The organism is Streptomyces sp. MB09-02B (assembly GCF_033794485.1).
GTDB lineage: Bacteria > Actinomycetota > Actinomycetes > Streptomycetales > Streptomycetaceae > Streptomyces.
This window is the reverse complement of the sequence record NZ_JARGEE010000935.1, coordinates 1-877: the sequence shown is the minus strand read 5'-3', so window position 1 is coordinate 877 and position 877 is coordinate 1. Positions and strand designations below refer to the sequence as shown.

Sequence of the window (877 nt, the reverse complement as noted above, 5' to 3'; positions counted from 1 at the left end):
TTGGTCGGGAGTGTTAGCGGTGTTTAATACCCCACCCCGTGGCCCCCCCTTTTGCTACTTGTAAGATCCACGCCGTACACCCCGGCGGCGACCACCTGATCGTGGTGGGCCGCGTGGAGGCACTGGGCACCGACACCGACACCGACGACGGGACCGGCAACGCGGATGCCGCGCCGCTGCTCTTCCACCGGGGCCGCTTCGGCGGCTTCACACTCGACACACCCGACTAGCCCGCCGACGACCCCATCGCCGCGCCCACGAGCAGCAGACACAGCGTGGCCAGCGTGCCCCAGACGAGGATCGCCGCGCAGGGCTGGACGGGACGACCCATCTCGGCGCGTACCAGGGTGTGGTGGGTGACCAGGGCCGGAGGCAGCGCCGCCGCGTAGAACGCGAGGCCGGGGAGCAGCCAGGACGGTACGGCCAGGGCGGGAAGCACCCAGAGGGTGCAGGCGGGCGGGATCCACCACCACGCGACACGCCCGGTGAGCTGCCGCGCCGTCCAGTGGGCGAGCGCGACGGCCGGGAGCACGTACGCCACGGTCATGAGGGCGGCAGCGAAGAGGATGAGGAGGAGCAGCAGCGGGGAGAGCAGGAGCACCCCGAAGGACGCTGCGGGTGCCCGCCCCGAGTCGAGCCCGACCAACAGGAGGACAGCGCAGGACAGCCCGCCTTGCACGCCCAGTACCGCCATGGAAACAGCGGACGGCGCCGCGCCCGCGCGAGCCCCGTTCTCGCCCCCGTCCTCGTCCGGCACCCCGGCTGTCGCCGCCATGGACTTCACCAGCATCCCTCCCCCTACAGGGAGGGTGCCACGACCCGATCGGTTGTGCCCCGCTTTCCCGGCCACGTCCGCCCCGGCACCTCAGGCCCCCAC

The 877-nt window shown here is 72.1% G+C and carries 1 protein-coding gene and 1 pseudogene; one reads left to right on the top strand and one right to left on the bottom strand.

Annotated features, from left to right (window positions below):
* Positions 1–44: 44 nt before the first annotated feature.
* Positions 45–230, top strand: a pseudogene (locus P1P70_RS45180) (flavin reductase family protein); the annotation flags it as partial.
* Here the strand turns inward: P1P70_RS45180 and P1P70_RS45175 are convergent.
* Positions 227–790: a hypothetical protein gene (locus P1P70_RS45175; protein ID WP_319248374.1), complete on the bottom strand. Its 564-nt coding sequence runs from the start codon at positions 788–790 to the stop codon at positions 227–229. The pseudogene P1P70_RS45180 and the gene P1P70_RS45175 overlap by 4 nt on opposite strands.
* Positions 791–877 lie beyond the last annotated feature (87 nt).